This window comes from Bradyrhizobium sp. NBAIM14, assembly GCF_020193895.1.
In the GTDB taxonomy this organism is placed as follows: Bacteria; Pseudomonadota; Alphaproteobacteria; order Rhizobiales; family Xanthobacteraceae; genus Bradyrhizobium; species Bradyrhizobium yuanmingense.
Genome location: NZ_JADYVQ010000020.1, coordinates 32,165 through 55,131, shown reverse-complemented (window position 1 = coordinate 55,131; position 22,967 = coordinate 32,165). Strand labels below are relative to the sequence as shown.

2 protein-coding genes are annotated in these 22,967 nt (G+C 66.2%); both read right to left on the bottom strand.

Going from position 1 to position 22,967, the window contains the following annotated elements:
* Position 1: 1 nt before the first annotated feature.
* Entirely contained in the window at positions 2–16,438 is a 16,437-nt protein-coding gene (locus I6F28_RS31190) for a non-ribosomal peptide synthase/polyketide synthase (protein WP_225142746.1), read from the bottom strand.
* On the bottom strand, positions 16,431–22,967 hold the full coding sequence (locus I6F28_RS31185) for a non-ribosomal peptide synthetase (RefSeq protein WP_225183393.1): 6,537 nt from the start codon (positions 22,965–22,967) through the stop codon (positions 16,431–16,433). The genes I6F28_RS31190 and I6F28_RS31185 overlap by 8 nt, the downstream gene beginning before the upstream one ends.

The window sequence follows — 22,967 nt, the reverse complement described above, 5'->3', positions numbered from 1 at the left end:
CTTACTCCGCTGGCTCCGGGACCGTATCCTGCGCGATCGTCGACGCCTCCGCCGGCACGAGCAGACCGCAGATCTCACCGAGCAGGCCGGCATCCCTCAGGATCGTGAAATGGTTCTCGCCGACGAAGCCGCGATCGACCGCCTTCGGCAACTGCGATTCCAGCCGATCACGCTGTGCCAGACGGGTCGAGGTCCACCAGCAGAGCGGCGTGGCCTCCAGGCCCCGCGGCAGCGCTGTGTTCTGCGCCAGCCTGTTGAGGTGCCGTCCGACTGCGAATGCAGCGGACAAATCATCGGCGCCAAGCGAGGCGTCGTTCGCTCTCACGCTCCTGCTCTGCTCCACAACAGAGGCGACCAGATCGCGGATCCGCTCCGGCGTCTCCGGCAAATCAGCGCGTTTCGCTGCCTCGACCTGCGCCTTGATGCGAGAGGCCGCAGCGCTCGGAAGAACCGCAGCCAGCAATCCTGCGAGATCGTCGGCCCAGTGTGCCATCGACTCCTGCCGGTTCGATCCGTCCGGCTGCCGCGGCACGAAGCTGTCGACCAGCGCGAGACGATCGACGCGCTCACCGCCGCGTTCGAGCTCGGCCGCGACGAGACCGACCAGCAGTCCTCCCAAGGACCAGCCGACCAGGCTATAGGGACCGCGCGGCTGCATCCGCCGGATCTCGGCCGCGTAGTCCACGGCCATGGCTTCGAGGGAGGCGTCGGTCCACGAGGGATCGACCAGCATTCTCGATTGCAGCCCGATCAGCTGCCGGTGCCCTTCGAGGCGGCGCGCCAGCGGCCCGTACTCGAACACTGTGCCGAAGCCGCCATGCACAGCGAAGACCGGGTTCACGCCGCGAGCCGCGGCATTCAGCGGCAGCAGCGCCGATGGCGCGGATGCGACGGCGGACGCCGCGGTGGCGCTGCCGGCGAGCAAGGCGCGGATCGTCGGCTTCTGAAGCAGATCCCGCAGCTTGATCTCGATCCCGAACGTCTTGTCCTGACGGACCCGCGCCACGACCTTGAGGCACAGGATTGAATTGCCGCCAAGCTCGAAGAAATTGTCGGTGACGCCGACCTGCGGCACCTCCAGGATCTCGGACCACAGGCGCGCCATTGCAATCTCTGCCGGGGTTCGCGGGGGGACGAAGCTCCGCATCGACGCATCGGGAGCCGGCAATGCACGCCGGTCGATCTTGCCGCTCGACAATGTCGGCAACCGCTCCAGCACCACGATCCGAGCCGGCACCATATAGGCCGGCAGGACGAGCTTCAGGAAACCGGTCAAGCGCTCGACCAGCGTCTCGGCCGCATCAGGCGCGGCGTCATCTGCCGCCTTCGGCGCGACATAGGCAATGAGCTGATTTCCGGCTGCACCCGGCACCGCCACCACCGCGGCCTGCGCGATTGCCTCGTGACGGAGCAGTGAGGTCTGGATCTCTCCGAGCTCGATCCGGAAACCGTTGACCTTGACCTGGTCATCGCTGCGGCCGAGATATTCGACGGTGCCGTCCTCGCGCCATCGCGCCAGATCGCCGGTGCGGTACAGCCGCGCTCCCGGGGCCGACGAGAATGGGTCAGGCACGAAGCGCTCTGCGGTCATACCGGCCTTGCCGTGATAGCACCGTGCCAGCCCAAAGCCGCCGAGATAAAGCTCGCCGGCGACGCCGGCGGGAATAATGTCGAGCGCGGCATCGAGAATGTAGGCACGGCGATCTCCGACCGGCACGCCGATCGGCGCGTAGGGCGTGTCGCATTCCGACGCGCCATCGACTTTCCAGACCAGCGGCGTGACGACGGTTTCGGTCGGACCATAACCATTGATCAGAATGCGTGGCTTGAGAACGCGCCTGACCTTGTCGAAGCCCGCCTTCGGCATCGCCTCGCCGCCGAACGAGTAGAGCTTGACCGGCGGTGGATTGCCGCTCTGCTCGACGCAATCGGCGACCTGCTGGAGGTAGGCCGGCGGCAATCCGATATGGCTGACGCGATGGGCGTGCAGGTTCTCGACGGTCTGTTCCGGCGTCCACAATTCGGCGTCACGCATCAACAGCCGTGCGCCATGCGACAGAACTGTGAGCCAGCGCTCATGAGCGCCGTCGAAGGCCAGCGATAGGAAATGCAGCTCGCAGGAGCTTTCGTCGATCTCGTAGAGGCTGCCCGTGACGCGACAGTGCATCGCCAGCGGACCGTGGGCGACAGCGACGCCCTTCGGCGTCCCCGTCGAGCCCGAGGTGTAAATCAAATAGGCAAGGTTTTCCGGATGCAGTTCGGGCTGCGGCGGATGGTCCGGTCCCGCGTCGAACTCGAACGAAGACAAGGAAATTCGCTCCATGCCGTCCGGGCTGCCCTCGATTTCGAGCGGACCCGTCAACAGGAACGCGATTGCGGCATCGCGCATGACGAACGCGCGCCGCTCCGAGGGCAGCTCGGGATCGAGTGGAACGTAGGCCCCACCCGCCTTGAGCACGGCCAGCAGCGCAATCATCGTGGCAGCAGTTCGCTCGACCACCACGCCGACGCGCTGCTCGGGCTTGAGCCCCCGGGCGATCAGGTGATGCGCCAGGCGGTTGGCCCTGCGCTCGAGGTCTCCGAACGAGAGCACCGAGCTGCCGATGGTCAGCGCCGTCCGCTCCGGATGACGATGCGCATGGCTGCTGATCGCCTCATGTACCAGCGGCAGCGGAGCGCTCGACGTCGCGTGGCGGTTGCAACGATCCGCAAGAGCGGCGTCGAGCTCTGTGACGGGATGGATGCTGCCAAGCAAGACCGTGGCATCCCGCGTCAGCTCCGCCAGCAAGAGCTCGAACTGCGCCTTGATCTGCGCCGCCTGCGCTGCGGTGAAATGACTCGGCATATAGGTGTATTCGACCTGGAGCGTGTCTTCGACCAGCACCGAGAGGTCCATCGGATAGTTCGTCACGTCGACACTCTTGAGGCCGCTGAACTGCAATGCGCCTGCGCCGCGGTGCATGCTGCGTTCGATCGGATAGTTCTCGAAGACGATGATGCTGTCGAACATGGTCTGACCGGCGCGGCCGGCCCAGCCCTGGATGTCATAGAGCGGCGTGTGCTCGTAGTCCCGGATCGCCGAATTGCGGTCCTGCAGCGCGCGGAGCCATTCTCCGATCGGGCTTTCGGGCGGAATCGTATCGATCACGGGCAGCGTGTTGATGAAGAGCCCGAGCATCTGCTGCGATCCGTCGAGACCGGCCGGACGACCGGCCACGGTTACGCCGAATGTGACTGTGTTCTGGCCCGTATAGCGTTGCAGCAGCAGCGCCCACACGCCCTGGACGACGGTGTTCAGCGTGATCCGTTCGCGGCGCGCGAACGCCTTCAGCTCCGCGGTCGCGGCCTCTCCGAGACGCGTGTAACAGCGTTCGTGGCCGGATGCCTGATGGCGGCGCGCGCCGAAGGCGTCGGCGAGCTTCGTTGGCTGATCAAAGCTCCTGAGTTGTTCACGCCAGAAAGCTTCGGCAGCCTTGGCGTCCTGCGCCTGCAGCCAGGCGATATAGTCGCGGTAGCGCGTCGCGTTCGCGGCAGCAGCGCCGCCGTAATAGCACTCCAGGACTTCTCCGACGAACCTTGCCGAGCTCCAGCCGTCCATCAGGATGTGATGATAGGTCCAGATCAGCCGATACAGGTGGTCCTGGAGGCGCAACAGCCGCACCCGCTGGAGCGGCGGCCTCTGGAGATCGAACTCGGCGGCGCGCTCATCGGCAAGAGCCGCCGCAATTCTTTCATCACTGATCGCCTGCCCTCGCCAGTCCTCCTGTGCGAACGGCACGATGGCGTCGCGATAGACGGCTTGCAGCGGGGAGCCGGAGAGCTCACGCCAGAGGAAGCCGGTCCGCAGCATCTGATGACGCGCGCTCACCTCGCGCCACGCTGTGCCGAGCCGTTCCGGGTCGAGGCCCCGGATCTCGACACTGACCTGGTTGACATAAACGCCGCTGCCGGCATCGCGCAGGCTGTGAAACAGCATGCCCTGCTGCATCGGCGACAGCGGATAGACGTCCTCGACGCGGCTCCAGTTCAGACCGAGCCGTTCGAGCTGCTCGCTGGAGAGTCCCGCCAGCGAACCGCGCTCCGATGCGCGGTCTTCCTTGTCGGGCTCGACATCTCGGGACGACGCAATCAGCGCCTCGATGGTTTGATGCCGGAACACGTCGCGCGGCTCGATGAGCACGCCTTCGCGCCGCGCGCGGCTCACCATCTGCAGCGAGATGATGGAATCACCACCGAGCTCGAAAAAATTATCGGTGACGCCGATGTTGGGCTGGCGCAGCAGATCGGCCCAGATCGCGGCCAATGTGACCTCCGCCGGCGTGCACGGCGCCACATGCTGGGCGGACGCCGCGAGCTGATCCGGCGCCGGCAATGCCTTGCGGTCGATTTTGCCGTTCGGCGTCAGCGGCAGGCGCTCCAGCACCACGATCCGCGCCGGGACCATGTAGTCGGGCAGCACCGAGGACAGCGCCGTTTTGAGCGCCCTCCCATCCAGCGCTTCGCCACTGACATAGCCGACCAGCTGGCGGCCGGCGCCGGCCTCGCGCGCCACCACCACGGCCGCGCGGACACCATCCTGCGCCTGTAGCCGTGCCTCGATCTCGCCGAGCTCGATGCGGAAGCCGCGGATCTTCACCTGGTAATCGGCACGGCCGACATAATCGAGCACACCGTCGGATCGCCACCGCGCCACATCGCCGGTGCGGTACAGTCGCGCCCCCGGCGGACCGAAGGGATCGGGAATGAAGCGCCCCGCCGTCAGGGCGCCGCGCTGCCAATAGCCGCGGGCGAGCCCGCTCCCGCCGATATAGAGCTCGCCGGCAACGCCTACCGGCGCGAGGTTGAGGTCACCGTCGAGAACGTAGAGCGTGGTGTTGCCGATCGGGCGGCCGAGCAGCGGACGATCGTCCGCCGCATCGAGCCGATGGCACGCCGACCACACCGTGGTCTCGGTCGGGCCGTACAGGTTCCAGACCTCGCCGGCCTGGGCCACCAGCCGCCGCGCCAGATCCGGCGGCAGCGCCTCGCCGCCGCACAGCACCCGGCAGCTCGCCGGCAGCGCAGGACCGTCGTGATCGAGCAGCATGCGCCAGGTCGACGGCGTTGCCTGGATCAGGGAGACGCCATGCCGCTGCACGATCGCCTTGAGCCCGGCGGGATCATGCGCGGCCGCATGATCCGCCAGCACGACGCAGGCGCCGATCGTCAGCGGCAGCCACAGCTCCAGGACTGCGATGTCAAAGGACAGCGAGGTCAGTCCGAGCACGCGGTCGCTAGCCGTCATGCCGGGCTGCTCCGTCATGGTCGCGAGGAAGTTTGTCACGGCGTCGTGGCGAACCATCACGCCCTTGGGCAGACCGGTCGAGCCCGAAGTGTAGATCACATAGGCGAGGCTCTCACCGTGAACGGCGACATCGAGATTGGCGGCATCGCTGCCCTCGCCGTCCTGTCCATCAACGAGCCAGGCTTCTGCGCCAGTCTCCGCCAGGATGGCTGCGAACTGATCGTGCAATCCCTGTTGCGTCAGCACCAGCGCCGCGCCGCTGTCGCGCAGCATGTGCGCCAGCCGCTCCGGCGGGTAATCCGGATCGAGCGGCAGATAGGCCCCGCCGGCCTTCAGCACCGCCAACAGCGCGACCAGCATCCCGACGCCGCGGTCGAGCGCCAGCCCGACCACGATTTCGGTCCCGACGCCGTGATCCCGCAAGCGCCGCGCCAGCCGGTTGGCGCGTGCATTCAGCGCAGCGTAACTCAGCCCCACCTCGCCGAACACCAGCGCGATCGCCTGCGGCGACTTCCGGACCTGTGCCTCGAACTGCGCAATGATCCCTTCGCGCGGTTCATCCCGGCGCGTATCGTTCGCCCGTGCAAGCAGGACGTCATCCGCGGGGTCGCGGGCCGCGATCATCCCGACCGGTCGATCGGCATCCATGCTCAGCGCCTCGATCAGCCGCACAAAGGTTCGCTGCAGCCGTGCGATCTGGGCCTCGTCGAAATATTTGCGCTGATAGTTGAAGACGAGGCGCAGGCGCTCATCGACGCCGATGCTGGCGAACAAAGGATAATTGCTGCTCTCGACGATCCGGGTTTCGCCGACCTGGATCTGCCGGTTCTGTCCGATCAGCGCGCGGTCGACCGGGTAATTCTCGAACACCAGGATGCTGTCGAATAGCGGCCGTCCGGGGCGCCCTGCCAGCCGCTGGATCTCGTAGAGCGGCGTCGCGCCGAATTCGCGCAGGGCCAGATTGCGATCCTGCAACTCGTGCAGCCATGCACCGACGGCCTGCTGCGGGCTGACGCCGTCGATCACGGGCAACGTGTTGATGAACAGGCCGACCATCTCTTCGGCGCCGGCGAGCTCGGGCGGCCTGCCCGAGACGGTGACACCGAAGCAGACCGTGCCCTGCCCGGTATGCTGTCGCAGCAACTGCGCCCATGCCGCCTGCACCAGCGTGTTCATCGTGATGCGCTCGCGCGCCGCGAATTCCTGCAACCGTCCGGTCATGGCAGGATCCAGCTCCAGCGCAAGCATGCCATGGCCGGACGTTTCCACGTCCCCCCCTTCGGCCAGGCTGCCTGCGAGGAAGCTCGGCTCGACCAGCCCAGCCGTCGCATTGCGCCAGAACGCCGCCGATGCGTCGCTGTCGCGGCTCTTCAGCCACGCGATGTAGTCGCGATAGCGGTGCCGTAACGGCGGCAGGCGCCCCTCGCCGTTATGTTGCATCACTTCGGCGATGAACCGCGCCGAGCTCCACCCATCGAGCAGAATGTGATGATGCGTCCAGATCAGCCAATGCCTGTCGTTGCCGAGCCGGATCAACCGAACGCGCTGCAAGGGCGGCCGCGACAGGTCAAAGCCGGCGGCCTGCTCCTGCCGCGAAAGGTCGGCCAGCGCCGCATCCAGTTGCGCCTGGTCCCAGGTCGCACTCCGTGCTCGCCAGTCATCCTCGATAAAGGGCACTTCGGCCCGTCGATAGACGACCTGTTGCGGCGCGCCGGACAGGTCACGCCAAATAAATCCCGTCCGCAGCACCGCGTGACGATCGCTGGCTGCCTGCCAGGCGCGGCGCAGCTTTCCGGCGTCCAGCCCACGGATCTCCGCCGCGACCTGGTTGACGTAGAGCCCGCTCTCGCCGTCATGCATCGCATGGAACAACATGCCTTGCTGCATCGGCGACAATGGATAGATGTCCTCGATCTCGCGCCAATCAAGCGCAAGCCTGTCGAGTTCGGTCTGACCCAGCCCCGACAACGCCACGTCCGATGGTGTCAGACCGCAAGCGCCGCCGGTGCAGTGATCGACCAGCTCGCGCAACGCAGCCTCGTACAACGCAGCCAACCGCTCGACCGTCTCGCGCCGATAGCGCTTGCGGCCGAACCCGAACGATAGAAACAACCGACCATCGCGCACCGTGCCGTTCACGGTCAGCCAGCGTCGCAGCGGGCTCGATGCATCCCGCGATCGGCCCGCGCTTTCCGCTGCCATCTTGAACAGCGCCGCCTCATCGCCTCCGTCGATCTGGCCGAGATAGTTGAACGCAATCTTCGGCTCGCCGGCATGCGATAGCGCCAAACGTTGTTCTTCGGAGCCAAGATAGCGCAATACGCCGTAGCCCAGTCCGCGGCCGGGAACGCCGCGAAGCTCCTCCTTCACGGTCTTGATCAATGACGAAGGAACTTCCGAGCCACCGGCCAACCGCACGGGAAAGGCCGTCGTAAACCAGCCGACCGTGCGCGAGAGATCGAGATCGCCAGCGAGAGGCTCGCGGCCATGCCCCTCCAGCTCGACGAGAACGTCGTCCTGCCCACTCCACTGCCAGACGGCGCGTGCAAGGCCGGCAAGAAGGAGATCATTGATCTGCGTACGATAAGCCGATGGCGCATCCGTCAGCAGGCGCCGCGTCCATTCACTTTCGAATGACAGCAGGACCTCATCGGCATCGGCGATGCGATCGTTGCCCGCGTGGTCCTCGTCGCAGGGAACGTCCGCATTTGCACAGCGGCTGGTCCAGTAGGGTAACTCCGTCGCCAGTTCTGGCGAGGTCGCGTAAGCCCGCAAGCGCTGACCCCACAGCGCGTGAGCATGAGTCTTGGGCGGAAGCGCGGCCGCGGCGTCACCCTTCGCAAGCTGCCTGTAAGCGGACGCGACGTCCTCCAGCAGAATGCGCCATGACATCCCGTCGACCACGAGATGGTGGATCACGATCAGAAAACGCTGGCTGCCATCAGCGACATCGATGCCGACGGCCCGTAACAGCTCCCCGCCGGAGATCGACAGGCTTGCTTGCGCCGACGATGCCAGCGCCGTCACGGCATCGCGGCCGGCCGCCTGCCGGACCCAGAGCAGTTCCTCCGCGCCAACAGCAGCGCCGTGCTCGGCATACCAGCTTCCTTGCTTCTGCTCGAAGCGCAGGCGTAGCGCATCATGATGATCGACCACGGCGGCGAGCGCGCGCCGCATCACGTTCCAGTCGAGGCGCTCTCGCGGATGCAAGAGCACAGCCTGGTTCCAATGATCCCGATTCTCCATGTCCTCAGCAAAGAAGCGGGACTGAATCGGCAAGAGCGGATGCGGGCCGATGACCTGCCCCTGATCGGCGAGCGTCCCCGTGCGCTGCTCGGTCCGCGCCGCGCGCGCCAGAGCTTCGAGCGTCTGATGCTGGAATACGTCGCGGGGCTCGATCAGGTATCCGGCGCGCCGGGCGCGGCTCACCATCTGGAGCGAGATGATGGAATCGCCCCCGAGCTCGAAGAAATTGTCGGTGAGGCCGACGGCCGGCCGGCCGAGCAGCTCGGCCCAGATCGCCGCAAAGGCGATCTCCGCAGGCGTGCGTGGCGCCTGATGATCCGCATGGCCATGGGCCATGTCGGGCGCCGGCAGCGCCTGGCGATCAACCTTGCCGCTCGGCATCAAGGGCAGCCGCTCCAGCACGGCAATTCTCGGCGGCACCATGTAATCCGGCAGGACGGCCGACAGCGCTGTCCGCAGCGCAGCCTCTTCCAACTCCGCCGTGCCGCTGACGTAGCCAACGAGCTGCCGGCCGGCGCCGATCTCTCGCGCCACCACGACCACGGAACGAACACCGGGCTGCTCGAGCAGCCGCGCCTCGATCTCACCGAGCTCGATGCGGAAGCCACGGATCTTGATCTGGTGATCCGCGCGTCCGACATAGTCGATCGCGCCATCAGCGCGCCAACGCGCCAGATCTCCCGACCGATAGAGCCGTTCGCCTTCCTGCCCGAACGGATCGGGAATGAAGCGCTCCGCCGTCAGCTTCTCGCGCCGCCAATAGCCCCGCGCCAAACCGGCCCCGCCGATGAACAACTCGCCGGTCACGCCTGCCGGAACCATGTTCAGATCGGCGTCGAGGATGCGGATCGTCACGCCGGGAATGGGCTGGCCGATCGGCACGCGCGTCCCATCCTCGTCGCGACAGGTCCAATACGTGGCGTTGATGAGAGCCTCGGTCGGACCGTAGCGATTGTCAAACCGCACATGGGGGAACGCCGCACGCACACGCGTCATGAGATCGAGTGACAGCGCCTCGCCGCCAGCAAACAGGCGCCTCAGCGAGGTGCAGCGCGGCGCGCCGGGCTCGGTCACGAAATGCTCGAGCATCTGCGGCACGAAGTGGAGCGTCGTCACGTCGTGGGCGATGACGGCGTCCACCAGGAGTCGCGGCTCGCGATGCGCGCCTGGAGCCGCGATCACGAGCCGCGCGCCGGTTGCGAGCGGCCAAAATATCTCCCAAACCGAGACGTCGAAGCTGAACGGGGTCTTGTGCAGCAAGGTCTCGGCAGGATCGAGACGATACTCCGCCTCCATCCAGTCAAGCCGCGCCGCCAGCGCGCGATGCGAACAGGCCACGCCCTTGGGCACGCCGGTCGAGCCTGATGTGTACATCACATAAGCCAGGCTGTCCGGATGAAGCGCCGGGTCGGGATTGCCGGCAGGCGCGCCGATCCGAGCTTCAGCCTCGCCGTCGATTGTCCAGGCCTCGACGTCCGCATCCGTGATCACAGACGCCAGGTGCGGAAGCAGCCGCTCCTGGGTCAGCACCAGCGCCGTTCCGCTATCACGCAGCATGTGGAGCAGGCGATCGGACGGGTAGTCGGGATCGAGCGGCAGATAGGCGCCTCCGGCCTTCAGCACGGCCAGGACGCCGACGATCAGCTCGATGCTGCGCTCGAGCGCCAAGCCGACCAGCCGGTCGCGACTGATCCCGTGCTCCCGCAACCGCCATGCCAGGCGATTGGCACGCGCGTTCAGCTCGCCATAGCTGATCTGCCGTTCACCGAAGATCAACGCGATCGACGATGGCGAAGCCGCGGCCCGGGCTTCGATCTGCGCGACGATAGTGTCGCCAAGCTTCGGTGCCCGCTCGGCGCTGCCGCCCCAGCCGAGCAATCTCTGCTCCTCATCGGCATCGAGGCTGTCCAGCGCGCCCAGCGGCCGCGAGGCGTCCGCCACGATCCTGGCCAGCAGTTGCGACAGCGAGGCTTGCAGATATCTGATATGATCGTGGTCGAGGCGGCTGCGATCGTAGCGAAAGCCCAGATTGATGCCGTCGGGCTTGGCGAAGACCGCCACCGTCAGCGCATAGTTGGTGATCGAGACCTGCTCGACCCGGCCGAACCGGCGTCCGCTTTCGCTCTCGCCCCGTAGCGCCTGATCGATCGGATAGTTCTCGAACACGAGGATGTTGTCGAACAACGCGCGTCCGGAACGGCCGGCAAGACGCTGGATTTCGTACAGCGGCATCCAGCCGTGATCGCGCAGATCCGTGTTGCGCGCCTGGAGATCGCGCAGCCACGCTCCGATCTCGGTTTGCGGGCTTGCCTGATCGACGACGGGCAGCGTGTTGATGAACAGGCCGACCATCTCCTCGGCCCCGCTGATCTCCGCCGGCCGGCCCGAGACCGTCGCACCGAAACAGACCGCGCGCTGACCGGTGTGGCGGCGCAACAGCTGCGCCCAAGCGCCTTGCACCAGCGTGTTCAGCGTGACGCGCTCGCGCCGCGCAAAGGCTTGCAGGCTTGCCGTCAGGTCGGCCGTGAGCAGCAGGTCCGACGAGCCATGGCCGGAAGCACCGTTGGCCGCAGGTCCTCCCAGCGTGTCCGCTAGGAAGCTGGGCTCGTCCAATTCGGCCAAGGCCGATCGCCAGAACGACGCGGACGCGTCGCGGTCCTGCCTTTGCAGCCACGCGATGTAGTCGCGGTAGCGGCCCTTCACGGCCGATAGTCGCGCACCGCGTTCGTGCTGCAGGATCTCGGCCATCAGACGCGCGGCGCTCCAGCCGTCGAGCAGGATATGGTGATGGGTCCAGATCAGCCAGTGGCGTGCCTCGTCGAGCCGGATCAGCCGGACCCGCTGCAATGGCGCCTGAGACAGATCGAATGCCCTGGTACGTTCGGCTTGCGCAATATCCGCGAGCGCAACCCGCAGCTCCTCCTCTTCCATGGCGGCCGCCCGCGAGCGCCAGTCTTCTTCCTCGAATGGCAAAGGCGCAGAGCGATAGACCACCTGCTGCGCGGCCCCCGACAGCTCGCGCCACGCAAATCCGGTTCGCAACACGGCGTGGCGCGAGCTGATCTCGTGCCAGGCTGCGCGCAGCCTGCCGGCCTCGAGACCACGGACCTCCAGGCCGATCTGGTTGACGTAATTGCCGCTCTCGCCATCACGAAGGGCATGGAACAGCATGCCCTGCTGCATGGGCGACAGCGGATAGATGTCCTCGATCTCGCGGCAGTCGATCGTCGCGACCAGCGCGTCGAGATCAGCCTGCTTGAGGTTCGACAAGGCGAAGTCCGACGGCGTGATGCCGCGGGCGCCGCCCGTGCAATGCGCGACGAGTTCGCGCAAGGAAGCCGCGTAATGCTCGGCGAGACGTTCGATCGTTGCGCGCCGGTAACGCCTGCGGCCATAGCTGAACGACAGGCGCAATTGTCCTTCGCCGACCTGACCGTTGATGCTGACCCAGCGGCCGAGTGGCGCGCTTTCGCTGCGCATCGGCCCCGAGCTCTCGGGCGCGAGGCGGAACGGGGCACTCTCTCCCATGCTGGAATCGAACTGGCCGAGATAGTTGAAGACGATGCGCGGCTCAGGGCGTGTCGCCAGGGCGCTCCGCTGCGCCTCGGTGCCGAGATGGCGCAGGATGCCGTACCCCAGCCCGCGGTTGGGAACGGCCCGAAGCTCCTCCTTGATGGATTTGATCAGAGAGGCATCGTCCTCGGGGCCACCCGACAGCCGCACCGGAAAAGCAGTGGTGAACCAGCCGATGGTGCGGGACACATCGGCGCCCGCAAAGACGTCTTCGCGGCCATGGCCCTCGAGCTCAACGACGACATCCTCAATCCCGCCCCAGCGTGACACCGCTCGCGCAAGTGCCGCCAGCAGGAGATCATTGACCTGGGTGCGGTAGGCGGCCGGGGCTTCCTTCAGCAGCCGCGTGGTCAATCCGGCGTCGAACGCCAGCAGGACTTCATCGCCGTCTGCAACCCGGTCGACCCCGCCATGATCGTCATCGCAGGGAAACGCCACATGCGATCCCCGCTCCAGCCAATAGTCGAGCTCGGCCGCCAGCTCGTCGGTTGCAGCATAGGCCTGCAATCGCGCGCCCCAGGATGCATAAGAGTCGCTCCTCGCCAGTGCGACTGAAGCCGCGCCCTGGCGGAGCTGATCGTACGCCGTCGCAAAGTCTTCGAGCAGCACACGCCATGACACGCCGTCGATGACGAGATGATGCACCACCACCAGAAGCCGCTGGCTGCCGTCCGCGAGATCCATGCCGACCACACGCAACAGCGGCCCGGCCAGCGACAGGCTGGCCTGAGCTTGTGAGGCGACCTTCGTGACTGCGGCGGCATCCTGGAGGTCACCAAGAATCCACAGCAGCTCGGACGTTGGCGGTGTAGCGCCGTACGTCGCGCGCCAACCGCCATCAATCTCCTCGAAGCGCAGGCGCAGGGCCGCATGATGCGCGACAAGAGCGGCAAGCGTGAGCTCGACGAGCTTCCAGTCGAGCCGCGACTTCGGCATCAGCAGGACGGCCTGATTCCAGTGATGACGGTCCCCTGCATCCTCACTGAGGAACCGCAACTGGATCGGCAGCAGCAGGTGCTCGCGGCCGTCGAGATCGATCTCAGCGGCGACGATCTCCGCTTTGTCTTCACTCCGCGCCACGCGCGCCAGATCCTGCAAGGTCTGATGCCGGAAGACGTCACGCGGCTCGATCAGCAGGCCCGCCTGGCGCGCGCGACCGACCAGCTGCAGCGAGATGATGGAATCGCCGCCGAGCTCGAAGAAATTGTCGGTGGCGCCGATGGCGGGCTGGCCGAGCAGCTCGGCCCAGATCGCAGCGAGCACCGTCTCGGCTGCGGAGCGCGGCGCGACATGCGCGGTGGTTGCGGCCGGCATCTCAGGCGCCGGCAGGGCGTCGCGATCAACCTTGCCGTGCGCGGTGAGCGGCAGCCGGTCCAATCGCACGATGCGGGCCGGCACCATGTAGTCGGGCAGCTCATCCGAGAGCGCCGCACGCATCGCCGCTTCGTCGAACGGCCCATCGCCGGCGACATAGCCGACCAGCTGACGGCTGACGCTGGCTTCAAGGGCAACGACCACGGCCGACCGCACGCCGGCCTGCCGCATCAACCATGCCTCGATCTCGCCGAGCTCGATCCGGAAGCCGCGGATCTTCACCTGATGATCGGTCCGGCCCACATATTCGATGACGCCATCGGCGCGCCACCGCGCCAGATCGCCGGTGCGATACAGCCGCGCGCCCGGCGCGCCAAACGGATCAGGGACGAAGCGGTCGGCCGTCAGCTCGGCGCGCTGCCAGTAACCGCGCGCCAAGCCCTCGCCGCCGATGAACAGTTCACCGGTCACGCCGACCGGGACGATGTTGAAATCATTGTCCAGGATGTAGGCCGAGCGGCGGCCCACCGGGCGACCGATCGGGGCATAATTGCCGTCGATCTCCTCGCTCGCATCGACCTTCCAGACCAGCGGCGTGACCACGGTTTCGGTCGGCCCGTAGCCGTTGATCAATGCCCGCGGCTTGAGCGCGCGTTTGACCTTGTCGAAGCCGGCCTTTGGCATCGCCTCGCCGCCGAACGAGTACAACTCGACTGGCGGCGGATCGCCACGCCACATCGCGAAATCAGCGAGCTGTTGCAGGTAGGCGGGCGGGAATCCGGCATTGGTGACGCGCTGCCGGCGCAGAACCTCGATAGTCTGTTCGGCGGACCACAGGTCCGCATCCCGCATCACGAGCGCCGCGCCGCAGGTCAGTGCGGTCCAGAGCCGCTCATGGGCGCCATCGAAGGTGAAGGACAGGAAGTGCAGCTCGCGCGAGTGCCGATCCATGTCGTAGAGCCCGGCCGTCACCTCGCAGTGCATGGCGAACGGACCGTGTTCGACCGCGACGCCCTTGGGGATGCCGGTGGAGCCGGAGGTGTAGATCACATAGGCAAGGCTGGTTGGCACCACCGCGATCTCGGGATCGCTTTCGCTCTCCTTGGCGAGATCGATCGCACCGAGCGGAACGACCTCGACGCCAGCCGGCGGCGGCGTCAACGCCGACCCATCCGCGTCAATCAGCACGACGCGCGCACCGGCATCGCGGAGGGTGCCGATCTGGCGTCTCGCCGGATGTTCGGGATCGAGCGGCAGATAGGCTGCACCCGTCTTCAAGATGGCGAGCAGCGCCGCAACGAGGTGTGGCGAACGCCGTGCCGAGACGCCGACAAGGTCGTCGCGCCCGACACCGAGGCGGATCAGGTGGTGCGCAAGCCGGTTGGCGCGGCGGTTGAGCTCGGCATAGCTGATTTCATCGTCACCGAAGACCAGCGCCGGCGCGTCGGGCGTTTCGGCGGCCAGCCGTGCAACCGTCCGATGCACCGGTGTGAACGATGAGCTTGCCGTTTCGTCGGCGCGATTCCATTGCCGCAACTGCCCCAGTTCCTGTTCGGACAGCAACGCCACATCGGCGATCCCTTGCGCGTCGTCGGCGACCATGGCCTTCAGGGTCGTGGTCCAATGCGCGGCAAGACGCTCGATCGTCGCCGCCTCGAACAGCGCCGCCGCATAGGTAAAGACGGCGCGGATTTCGCCTGACAGCCCCTCCTCGGTATCGAGCGCGAGGTCGAACTTGACGGCATCGACCTCCGTATCGATCGTCTCGATCTGGAGACCGGTCCGATCCGATGGACTAGCCGACGCCCGACGGCGCTGGTGATTGTAGAGGACCTGGAACAGTGGATTCTGACTCAGGCTGCGCGTGGGCCGAAGGATTTCGAGCAGACGTTCGAAAGGCAGGTCCTGGTTTTCCTGTGCCTCGACAGTGGCCGCATGAACCGCCGCAATGAAGTCCGCGATCGCCGCGCGGCCGTCGATCTGCGTGCGAAGCACCTGGGTATTGACGAACAGACCGATCACGCCGCGCGCTTCGGCGCGATGCCTGTTGGCGACGGGCACGCCGATGTTGATGTCGGACTGCCCGGTGTAGCGATAGAGCAGCACCTTGAAGCTCGCCAGCAGGACCGCGAACAGGGTCGTGCGATGCCGCCGCGCGAGTCCGCGCAAGCCATCGGCTAGCGCCGGGTCGAGTGGGATGCGATGTGCCGATCCCGCCAGATCCGGGACCGCCGGGCGCGGCCGGTCGATCGGCAGCTGGAGCACCGCCGGATCGGCGAGACGCCTGGTCCAGTAGCCGACCTGCCGTTCGCCATCGACCGCACTCATCCAGAGCCGCTGCCATTCGGCGTAGTCGGCATAGTCAATCTCCGGCTCCGGCAGCGCCGGTTCTTCACCGCAAGCGAATGCCGCGTACAGTTTCCAGAACTCGTCAACCAGCACGCCCATCGACCAGCCGTCGGCCACGATATGGTGCAGGCTGACGACGAGGAAGTGATCGCCCTCGTCCAGCGTCAGCAGCGTCGCGCGCATAAGCGGGCCGGCCTCGAGATCGAACGGCAGCGAAGCCTCCTGCCGCGCAAGCTCGCGCGCCTGCCGTTCGCGGTCGTCGCCATCGAGGGCCAGGTGCCGCAATGCGGCCGGCTGCGGAACCTGGATGACTTGTTCGGCCTGCTCCCCTTCCTGCCGAAAGACGGTGCGAAGCGCGCTGTGGCGGGCGACAAGCATATCGAACGCCTGTTGCAATGCGCGTGGTTGCAGCTGGCCGCGCACGCGCACCGTCGCTGATATGTTGTAGGCCGCGCTGGACGGATCCATCCGCCACAGGAACCAGAGGCGCGCTTGCGCAAAGGACAGCGGCGCCCGCTTTCGCCCCTGGCGCACGATCGGCAGCATGGCGAGGTTGACGCCCTTCGCCGCGAGCTGCGACACGAACGCGTGCTGCTTGCCGGAATCGAGACGCATCAAGCGCCGTGAAATGTCGCGCAGCTGCTGCTTTTGCGTGGTTGCCGTGTCACTCATGGGACAGTTCGACTTCCTTCAACAGGTCGAGCATCGCTACGATGTCGTCGCTTCGCTTGTCGATCTCGCTCTCCAGGCCCAGCGCAGCAGCCATGGTTTCAACGGTCGTCAATTCAAACAGACGATTGAGCGGCAGGTCGTGGCCGAGATCCCGCTTGATGCGGCTGACGAGCTGGACCGCGATCAAGGAATCGCCGCCGAGCTCGAAGAAATTGTCGGTGACACCGATATTGGGCTGGCGCAGCAGATCGGCCCAGATCGCGGCCAATGTGACCTCCACCGGCGTGCGCGGCGCCACATGCTGGGCGGACGGCGCGAGCTGATCCGGCGCCGGCAATGCCTTGCGGTCGATCTTGCCGTTCGGCGTCAGCGGCAGACGCTCCAGCACCACGATCCGCGCCGGGACCATGTAGTCGGGCAGCACCGGGGACAGCGCCGTTTTGAGCGCCGCCCCATCCAGCGCTTCGCCGCTGACATAGCCGACCAGCTGGCGGCCGGTGCCGGCCTCGCGCGCCACCACCACGGCCGCGCGGACGCCCGGCTGCGCCTGCAGCCGCGCCTCGATCTCGCCGAGCTCGATGCGGAAGCCGCGGATCTTCACCTGGTAATCGGCACGGCCGACATAATCGAGCACGCCGTCGGATCGCCACCGCGCCACATCGCCGGTGCGGTACAGCCGCGCCCCCGGCGGACCGAACGGATCAGGGATGAAGCGCTCCGCCGTCAGGCCGCCGCGCTGCCAATAGCCGCGGGCGAGCCCGCTCCCGCCGATATAGAGCTCGCCGGCGACGCCGACCGGCGCGAGGTTGAGGTCACCGTCGAGAACGTAAAGCGTGGTGTTGCCGATCGGGCGGCCCAGCAGCGGACGATCATCCATCGCATCGAGCCGATGGCGCGCCGACCACACCGTGGTCTCGGTCGGGCCGTACAGGTTCCAGGCCTCGCCGGCCTGGGCCACCAGCCGCCGCGCCAGATCCGGCGGCAGCGCCTCGCCGCCGCACAGCACCCGGCAGCTCGCCGGCAGCGCAGGGCCGTCATGATCGAGCAGCATCCGCCAGGTCGACGGCGTTGCCTGGATCAGGGACACGCCATGCCGCTCCACGATCGCCTTGAGCTTGGCAGGATCATGCGCGGCCGCGCGATCCGCCAGCACGACGCAGGCGCCAATCGTCAGCGGCAGCCAGAGCTCAAGCACTGCGATGTCAAAGGACAGCGAGGTCAGGCCAAGCACCCGGTCGGCGGCCGTCATGCCGGGCTGCTCCGCCATGGTCGCGAGGAAGTTCGTCACCGCGTCATGACGGACCATCACGCCCTTGGGCAGGCCGGTCGAGCCCGAGGTGTAGATCACATAGGCGAGGCTCTCACCGTGAACGGCGACATCGAGATTGGCGGCATCGCCGCCCTCGCCGTCCGCAGCGTCGAGCATCCAGGCCTCGGCGCCGGTCTCCGCCAGCACGGCGGCGAACTGATCGCGCAACTCCGTCTGCGTCAGCACCAGCGCCGCGCCGCTGTCGCGCAGCATATGAGCCAGCCGCTCCGGCGGGTAATCCGGATCGAGCGGCAAATAGGCCCCGCCGGCTTTTAGCACCGCCAGCAGCGCGACCAGCATCTCGACGCCGCGGTCGAGCGCCAGCCCGACCACGATTTCGGTCCCGACGCCGTGATCCCGCAATCGTCGCGCCAGCCGGTTGGCGCGCGCATTCAGCGCGGCATAGCTCAGCTCCGCCTCGCCGAACACCAGCGCGATCGCCTCAGGTGACTTCCGGACCTGTGCTTCAAATTGCTCGATCAACGACTGTCGCCGATCATGCGCCTGCGTCCGGTTCCACGTCTCCAGCAACAGCTGCCGCTCGTCGGGGGGCAAAATGTCGAGCTGCCGGACCGGCGCACGCGGCGCGCGATCCAGCGCATCGGCCAATTGATCGAGTGCCTGCTGCATCATGGCGCAAATGCGATCGGCCGAGAACGGATGGACGATCTGGGCGGTCAGGCCAAGCGCCTGGCCATAATCCTCGACCGCCAGCATCAGGGGATAATTGGTGCGCTCTTCACCACCGAGCCATTCGATGCCGGAGTGCTCTCTGCCGGCAGCCAAATCGGCCGGCATCGCATTGTGCCGGTAGTTCAGGATCGCGCTAAACAGCGGCGCGGGCGCCGCGACGCCGCTGTATCGCTGCGCAAGCGCCAGCGAGGCGTGCTCGTGCGCCATCAGCTCGGTCAGCCGACCATGCGCATCACGGACGCTGTCCTCGACCGCTGTGTCGTCGAGGTCGAGCCGCAGCGGCAAGGTGTTGATGAACAGGCCCATGGTGCGATCGCCGCCGGCGCCGGCCTGCATGCGACCGAACAAAACAGTCCCGAACACCACCTGCTCGCGCCCACTGGTTCGCCCCACCACCTGCCCCCAGGCGAGATGGCAAAGGCTGGCCAGGCTGACGCCCAACCGCCGCGCCTGCACACGAAGCCTTGCGTTCAAGCTCTCGGGCAGCATCAGCCGGGTTTCGGCAATACCGGCACCATCGCCGTGCACCCGATCCAGGCCGAACGGCGTGGAGGGCTCGTCGATGTCGGCGAGCATGCCGCGGAAGAAGCGCTCATGCTCCTTGGTCGCCGCCGATCCGCGCGCCTGTGCCACCAGATTCCGGAACGGATAAGGCGGCGGCAATTCGTGGCTCCGCCCGGACAGGATCTTCCCGACCTCGTCGTGCATCACTTCGAGCGTGGAGTGGTCGCCAATCAAATGATGCAGCAGGACCAAAAGCAGCCAGCGCTCTCCACCCGGATCGGCCGCGACCGCAAATCGCAAAAGCGGCGGCCGTCCGAGATCGATCCGATGCAAACGCGGATCGAATCGTCGCGCGAGCTGCTCATCCCCAGGGCCTTCGCCATCCAGCACGACCTCGTCGACGACCAAGGACGCCTGCCGCCAAACCACCTGTGCCGGCGTGGACAGTCCGCTCCACACGATAGACGTTCGCAGAATGTCGTGACGGGCGACCACCTGCCGGACCGCGTCGAGATAGCGATCGAGCAGGTCGCGGCTGGCAAATGCCATTCGGCCGACCAGCAGATAGGGATCGCCTTCCTTCGACAGCAGGTGGTGGAAGAGAATGCCATCCTGAAGTGGCGAGAGGCCGTAGACATCCTGGATGTTGGCGACGCCGCCAGGAACGTCGGCCACGATGCTGTCGATGTCGGATTGCGTCAACGTGATCAGCGGCAACAATTCCGGTGTGATCGCCGTCGTCTGCCGGGTGATTTGATTGACCGGAACGTCGGCTTCTACGCCGCCATCGAGGCTGGCGGCAAATTCCGCCAGCACCGGCTTCGCGAACAGCATGCGCGCATCCGCCCTCAGCGCATGCCGCTGCAATCGCTCCAGCATGCGCACTGCGAGCAGCGAGTGGCCGCCGAGCTCGAAGAAGTGGTCACTGCGTCCGATCCGATCGACGCCCAAGAGCTCGGCCCAGATATTTGCGACAATCTGCTCGACCTCGCCTCGCGGCGGTTCGAAACGGCGCCGCGCATATGCATCGTTCTCCGGCGCCGGCAGTGCCTTGCGGTCCACCTTGCCATTCGGCGTGAGCGGGAGTGCATCGAGACTTACGAACGCTGACGGCACCATGTAGTCCGGCAGACACGCACGCAGGTGATCGCGCAACGCGCTGGCAAGCTCTCCGCCATCGCGCCTTACGCCCCCCCTAACGGCCACATAGGCGACCAGCCGCATATCGCCGCCATGATTGCGCTGCACCAGCACGATTGAATCGGCAACGTCGGCGTGCTCGTTGAGCCGAAACTCGATTTCAGCGAGCTCGATACGAAAGCCACGGATCTTGACCTGGTGGTCGTTGCGGCCGAGAAACGCAATATTGCCGTCCGGGAGATAGCGGCCGAGATCGCCGGTGCGGTACATGCGTGCATCCGCATCGCCGCAGAAGGGATCGCGCACGAAGCGTTCCGCCGTCAGATCGGCGCGATTGAGATAACCGCGCGCGATGCCGACCCCTCCGATATGGATTTCACCGACCGCACCGAGCGGAACGGGCGCACCGAACCGGTCCAGAAGATAGATCCGCGCATTCGGCAGCGGTCGACCGATCGGAGCCGCGTCGCCATCAAAGCCCCGATGCCGCAACCAGCTCGTGGCGCAGACCGTTGCTTCCGTCGGCCCATAACCGTTGAAGACGGCAATATCAGGAGGCAATCCCTTGACCAGCTCGGCCCTGGGCAATTCACCGGCAAGAACGAGAACCCGCAACGAGGCGAGCCGTTCGAGATCGGTCCGCCCGTGCAGCATCGCCGGCGGCAAGGTCGCATGCGTGATCGCATTGTCCGCGAGATAGCCGAACAATGCCGCGGTGTCCTGATGCTCGCGCGTGCCGGCCAGAAACAGCGCGGCGCCCGAGCACAGGGCCATGACGATTTCCCAGATGCTGGCATCGAAGTTGAGCGAGGCAAACTGCACGACGCGACTGCTCGAATTGATGTTGAACAATGCCCGCTGCGCCAACGCCAAATTCACCAGGCCACGGTGCTCGACCATCACCCCCTTCGGCCGACCGGTCGAGCCGGACGTGTAGATGATGTAGGCGAGGCTTCGCGCAGTCAGGCCTTCGAGGAGAACACTCGGATCCGACGTCGCCAGCCCTGCGTCTGCGTCGGGGTCGACCATCTCGCAGGTCCCATCTGGAATGATCGCGCGTCCTGTGGCGTCTGCGATCAGCAGGCGCGGCCTGGCATCGTCGACAATCTGACGTAGCCGCTCCGCAGGATAAGCGGGATCGAGCGGCAGATAGGCGCCGCCCGCCTTCAGCACGGCCAGCAGGCTCACCACCATTGCGATGCCCCGCGGCACGCAGATCGCAACGGGCTGATCCGGCACCACTCCCAAGGTGATCAAGTGCCGCGCAAGCCTGTTCGCCCGCGCATCGAGCTCGCTATAGCTCAGACGAACGTCCTCGTATGCCAGCGCAATGGCGTCCGGCGCCCTTCTCACCTGCTCCGCAAACAGATCTTGAATGCAGCTTTCGGAGGGAAACGGCGTGGCCGTCTCGTTCCAAGTGTCGAGAACGCGCCTGCGCTCATCGGCACCAATGATATCGATCCGGTCGACCTCCTGGTCCGCATCGGAGATCATCGCCCGCAGCACGGTCAACAGATAGCCCCGATGGCGCGTGATCGTCGCTTCGTCGAATAGCGACGTCGCATAATTCAGGGAGCCGACAATGCGCCCGTCCATCTCGCCGAGATTGAGCTCGAGATCGAACTTGACCTGTTGCAGCGGAATATCAGCGACCTCGGCTTTGAGGCCGGGCAACTCGAGAGGCCCCCTCTCGTTGTTTTGCCAGGCGAACACGGCCTGGAAGACCGGTGTCTGCTCCGGCCGTCGCAGCGGTTGGACGATCTCGACGACCTGCTCGAACGGTAGGTCCTGATGATCCTGCGCCGCGAGCGCCGCCGCGCGCACGCGGCGGAGCAGTTCGGCCACGCTGGGCTCCGCCGAGAGATCAACGCGGACAGCCAGCATGTTGACGAAGAATCCGATCAGGCCCTCGATCTCCGGCCTATTTCGGTTGGCCGTCGGAGTCCCGATGACGATATCGGTCTGCGAGGAGAGTCTCGACAACACCACTGCCCAGGCCGCCAGCACCGTCATGAAAGCACTGGCGCCATGCGACTGACTCAGTCGCCTGATGCCGGAGGCCAGCTCCACATCGATCTCGATCGGCAGGGACGCCCCGGCGAGCGACCTGATTGGCGGACGCGGCCGATCCGTCGGCAATTCAAGCACGGCAGGAGCGTCCGCGAGTGCTTCTCGCCAATAGTCGACCTGCCGCTGCAAGCGTTCGCCGGACAGCCATTGCCGCTGCCAGACGGCATAGTCCGGATACTGGATTGCCAATGGCGGCAGAGGATCGTCCTTGCCGGCGGCGAATGCCCGGTAGAGAGCGCCGAGCTCGCGCATGAGCACGCCGATCGACCAGCCATCGGAGACGATGTGATGCTGGGTGAGCAAGAAGAGATGCTCTCCCTCCGCCATCCGGATCAGGCGACCGCGGACCAACGGTCCTGCGGCGAGATCGAACGGCGTCGCGGCCTCCTCGCGGCAGAGGCGCGCCAGCTCCTGCTCGCGATCGTCCCGGCCACTCAGATCATGTTCGAGCAGCGGCACACGCTCATCCGTGGGCAGCAGCACTACGCGCGGCTGTTCGTCCAGTACGCGAAAGACGCTGCGCAGCGCTTCGTGGCGCGCGAACACACGGTCGATGCTGCGACGCAAGGCTTCGAGATCGAGCTCGCCCGTAAGCCGCAATGCTCCGCGAATGTGATAGCTGGAATTCGTACCATCGAGCTGCGCCAGCAGCCAGAGCCGCTGCTGCGCAAAGGACATTTCCAACGATCCGCTCCGCGCCACCACCGGAATGGCACTGGCGTCACTCCGGCCACGATTCCTGGCCAGCGCGACGAGCTTTCTCATCTGCTGGGGATCCAGATCGCGTAAGCTCGGCTTTGCCGTGTCAGCCAT

Coding starts and splice junctions, on each gene's coding strand:
- I6F28_RS31190 (WP_225142746.1), bottom strand. CDS start 16,438: ATGAGTGACACGGCAACCACGCAAAAGCAGCAGCTGCGCGACATTTCA.
- I6F28_RS31185 (WP_225183393.1), bottom strand. CDS start 22,967: ATGGCTGACACGGCAAAGCCGAGCTTACGCGATCTGGATCCCCAGCAG.